At 68.9% G+C, this 4,028-nt stretch carries 2 protein-coding genes and 1 pseudogene; all 3 read right to left on the bottom strand.

Translation table 11 applies throughout. From position 1 onward, the window contains the following. On the bottom strand, window positions 1–2,603 hold a 2,603-nt coding region (gene secA, locus WAL33_RS02740), incomplete at its 3' end, for a preprotein translocase subunit SecA (RefSeq protein WP_422178245.1). A gap of 77 nt (window positions 2,604–2,680) precedes the next feature. Next, entirely contained in the window at window positions 2,681–2,911 is a 231-nt protein-coding gene (locus WAL33_RS02735) for a hypothetical protein (RefSeq protein WP_422178243.1), read from the bottom strand. Window positions 2,912–3,084: 173 nt separating this feature from the next. Continuing rightward, window positions 3,085–3,972 (bottom strand): annotated as a pseudogene (locus tag WAL33_RS02730) (ribose-phosphate diphosphokinase); the annotation flags it as partial. Between the last annotated feature and the right edge of the window lie 56 nt (window positions 3,973–4,028).

The following is a 4,028-nucleotide window of genomic DNA, read 5'->3' as shown; positions in this document are numbered from 1 at the left end:
CGGATCAGCTCGCCGAGCTGGTCGTACAGGTTGAACGCTTCCTTCTTGAACTCGTTGAGCGGGTCCTGCTGCGCGTAGCCGCGCAGGCCGATGCCGCGCCGCATGTCGTCGAGCTCCGTCAGGTGCTCCACCCAGAGCGAGTCGATCGTCCGGAGCAGGACCAGGCGCTCGATCATCTGCCAGTCCTCGGCGCCGACCTCGGCGGACTTCTCCTCGAGCTTGGCGTCGGCCAGGTCGCGCAGGTGGCCGGCGAGCGCCGCCCGTCCGCCGATCTCCCAGAGCTCGTCCTCCGAGGTCCCCGGCCCGTCGAGGCCCATGGCGTGGAGCGCGGCGGCGAGCCCTTCCATGTTCCAGTCGTCGGGGAGCTCCGCGGCGCAGTAGGTGGCCAGGAGCGCGTCCACCTCCTCGCCGAGGAACGCGTCGACCGTCTCGGTCAGGTCCTCGTTGCGGAGCACTTTGTCGCGCTCCGCGTAGATCGTCTCGCGCTGCTTGTTGATGACGTCGTCGAACTCCACGACGCGCTTGCGGATGTCGAAGTTGTAGCCCTCGACCCGCGTCTGGGCGCTCTCGATGGTCCGGCTCACGAGGCGCGATTCGATCGCCACGTCGTCTTCCAGCCCGAGGCGCTCCATGAGGCCCGCCACCCGCTCGGAGGCGAAGCGCTTCATCAGGTCGTCTTCGAGCGAGAGGTAGAAGCGCGACGAGCCGGGGTCGCCCTGCCGGCCGGCGCGCCCACGCAGCTGGTTGTCGATCCGGCGCGAGTCGTGGCGCTCGGTGCCGATGATGTGGAGCCCGCCGGCGGCGACCACCCGGTCGTGGTCGGCGTCGCAGGTCGCCTTTGCCTCGGCGAGGGCGTCGTCGTAGGTTGCCTTGTCCACCTCGGCCGGGTTCAGCCCCCGCCGGTGCAGGAGCTCCGACGCCAGGCCCGCCGGGTTGCCACCGAGCATGATGTCGGTCCCGCGGCCCGCCATGTTCGTCGCGATCGTGACCGCGCCCGAATGGCCCGCCTGGGCCACGATCGGCGCCTCCTTCTCGTGGAACTTGGCGTTGAGGACCTCGTGCTTGATTCCGCTCCGCTCGAGGAGCTCGGAGAGGATCTCGGACTTCTCGACGCTGACCGTGCCCACCAGGACGGGCCGGCCCGCCTCCCGCATCTCGACGATCTCTTCGAGGAGCGCCTTGTACTTGCCCTTCTCGTTGCGGAAGACCAGGTCCTGCTCGTCGTCGCGGATCATCGGCTGGTTGGTCGGGATCGAGACGACCTCCAGCTTGTAGATCTTGTGGAACTCCTCGGCCTCGGTCATCGCGGTGCCGGTCATCCCGGCGAGCTTCGCGTAGAGGCGGAAGTAGTTCTGGAACGTGACCGTGGCGAGGGTCACGGACTCGCGCTGGACGCGCAGGCCCTCCTTCGCCTCCATCGCCTGGTGAATGCCCTCGCTCCAGCGCCGGTCGGGCATCTGGCGACCGGTGAACTCGTCGACGATGACGATCTCGCCGTCCCGGACGATGTAGTCGCGATCGCGCTTGTACAGCGCGTGGGCCTTCAGCGCCGCGTCGAAATAGCGCGTCAGCCGCGGATCGTCGTACAGGTTCTGGACGCCGAGCCACTGCTCGACCTTGGCGATCCCCTCCTCGGTCGGCGAGACCGCGCGGTCCTTGAGGTCGACGAAGTAGTCGCCGCCCTCCTCGTCGCCTTCCGGGCGGGCCTTGAGGCGGGGCACGAGACGGGCGAACTGGAAGTACAGGTCGGCCGATTCCTCGGCCTGGCCGCTGATGATCAGCGGGGTGCGCGCCTCGTCGATGAGGATGTTGTCCACCTCGTCCACGATCGCGAAGTGGTGGCCGCGCTGGACCCGCTGGTCCAGCTCCGTGACGAGGTTGTCACGGAGGTAGTCGAACCCGAAGTGGTGGTTCGTCCCGTACGTGACGTCGGCCGCATAGGCCTCGCGGCGCGAGCACGGGCGGAGGTTGATGAGCCGCTCGTCGGTCGTGGGGTAGCCGGGCTCGAAGCGGTAGGCCTCGTCGCCGACCACGACCCCCACCGAGACGCCCAGGAAGTGGAAGATCGGCCCCATCCACTGGGCGTCGCGGCGGGCCAGGTAGTCGTTCACCGTCACGACGTGGACGCCCCGCCCGGTGAGGCCGTTGAGGGTCGCGGCAAGCGTCGGCACGAAGGTCTTGCCTTCGCCCGTCTTCATCTCCGCGATCTTGCCCTGGTGGAGGACGATTCCTCCCATCAGCTGGACGTCGAAGTGGCGCATCCCGAGCGTCCGGAGCATCGCCTCGCGGGCGGCTGCGAACACCTCCGGCAGGACGTCGTCGAGCGCCGCCTGGAGCTTCTCGGTCTCCTTCTTCCGGCGCTCGGTCTCGAGGTCGCGGCGGCGCGCTGGGTCGTCCTCGTCGCGCTCGTCCTGGCCGGGGCCGAAGCCTTCCTGGAGCTCTGCCAGCTCGGCCCGGACCTCGTCCATCCGGGCCCGGATCTGCGCGTCGGACTCGTCCCGGAGCTCCGGCTCCAGCGCGTTCGCGGCGTCCACGAGCGGCTGAAGGCGCCGGACCTCGCGGTCGTTGGAGTCGACGAAACGGGAGAGGAAGCCAAGCACCATGGGACCGTCAGTATAGGCGTGGCTTCTCCGGCCGGCCGCCGCTCACCCGGTTCCCGGTCCGGCCGGGCAACCGGGGGCTACTTCCAGAACCCGGAGCCATACCCGGCGATGAGCAGGGCGAAGGTCAGGGCGCCCAGCGCCAGCCAGAAGAGGACCGCGACCCAGGTGCGTGTCGGGTTCATCTCGCGGTTCGCCAGGGGCGCCACGTGCCAGCGCGGCGAGCGGAGCTGGGTCCGCCAGTCCCTGGGCGTCTCGGTGCGGGGCGCGAGGCCGCCCTCGCCGTCGGGTTGGTGGAGCTGGAGGGTCATCGGTCTCCGAAGGTCCGGGCCGGGCCCGGGCCGGCGATCTCGGCCGGATGGTCCGGGTCGTGCCCCGTCGTGAGGTGCCCGGGGGGGCGGGTGACGCCGGTCCGGGAGTCCAGCGCCTGTTCGACCCCGTCCTCCCAGAGGATCATCTCCTGGGTGAGCGAGGCCTCGCTGCTGAAGAGCGCACCGACCGACTCGCCCCGATGGATCCGCCGGATCGCCTCGCCGATCAGGGGGGCCACCGAGAGGGTCGTGATCTTGGGAACCCGCTTCTCGGGGGGGAGCGGGACGGAGTCCGTCAGCACGAGCTCGATGATGGGTGCGCCGGCGATCCGCTCGATCGCACCCTCGGACAGGATTCCATGCGTGGCGCAGGCGTAGATGTCCTCGACGCCCTCCCGCAACAGGGCCCGGACGATCTCCATGAGCGTGCCCGCGGTGTCGATCTCGTCGTCCACGATGATCGCACGCCGGCCGCGGACGTCGCCGATGACGTTGAGCAGCTCGGCGCGGTCCTGGTTCCCGACGCGACGCTTCTCGATGATCGCGAGCGGCGCATCCAGCAGCTCGGCGAAGGCCCGGGCGCGCTTCGCGAAGCCGAGATCCGTCACGACGACGATGTCGGGGATCGCCTTCTGGAGGAAGTAGTTGGAGAGGAGGTGGACGGCCGTGAGCTCGTCCACCGGGATGTTGAAGAAGCCCTGGATCTGGCCCTGGTGCAGGTCCATCGTGAGGACCCGGTCGGCGCCGGCGACCGTGATCATGTCCGCGATGAGGCGCGCGGTGATCGGGACGCGGGGCTGGTCCTTCTTGTCGGAGCGCCCGTAGCTGTAGTACGGGACGACCGCCGTGATCCTCCCGGCGCTGGCGCGCTTGAAGGCGTCGATCATGATCAGGAGCTCCATGATCGACTGGTTGACCGGGTGGCAGGTGGGCTGGACCAGGAAGACGTCCTTCTCGCGGACGTTGTCCAGGATCTTCACGAAGATGTTCTCGTTGGCGAATGCGAAGACCTCGGCGTGGCCCAGGTCGATGCCAAGGTAACGGCAGATGTTCCGCGCCAGCTCCGGGTTGGCGTTCCCGGTGTAGACGTCGAACTTGTCCGCTCCAAAGCTCGACT

Source organism: Caulobacter sp. (genome assembly GCF_049283275.1).
Lineage (GTDB): Bacteria > Pseudomonadota > Alphaproteobacteria > Caulobacterales > Caulobacteraceae > Caulobacter.
Note: the sequence above shows the minus strand (reverse complement) of the source record. Positions and strands in the feature narration are given on the sequence as shown.